The sequence below is a fragment of the Pseudomonas sp. SIMBA_041 genome (assembly GCF_046535095.1).
GTDB classification, from domain to species: Bacteria; Pseudomonadota; Gammaproteobacteria; order Pseudomonadales; family Pseudomonadaceae; genus Aquipseudomonas; species Aquipseudomonas mucoides.
This window is the reverse complement of the sequence record NZ_JAWRXJ010000801.1, coordinates 1-244: the sequence shown is the minus strand read 5'-3', so window position 1 is coordinate 244 and position 244 is coordinate 1. Positions and strand designations below refer to the sequence as shown.

Genomic DNA, 244 nt, shown 5'->3' with positions numbered 1-244 from the left:
ATTTGACCAGTTACCTCAAAGAGTATGATGTAAAGGTCGCCTATCTACATTCGGACATCGATACTGTTGAGCGTATGCAGATTATTCATGAGCTCCGTACTGGCGTGCATGATGTGCTGGTCGGTATCAACTTATTACGTGAAGGCTTGGATATGCCTGAGGTATCACTGGTAGCGATATTTGATGCTGATAAAGAAGGTTTCTTGCGTTCAGAGCGTTCGCTTATTCAGACCATTGGTCGTGC

At 44.7% G+C, this 244-nt stretch carries 1 protein-coding gene; it reads left to right on the top strand.

Features of this window, described 5'->3' with window-relative positions; all coding sequences use genetic code 11:
- Nucleotides 1-244, top strand: a 244-nt coding sequence (locus SB725_RS33335) for a helicase-related protein (protein WP_410923712.1), incomplete at both ends; no start/stop codon positions are given.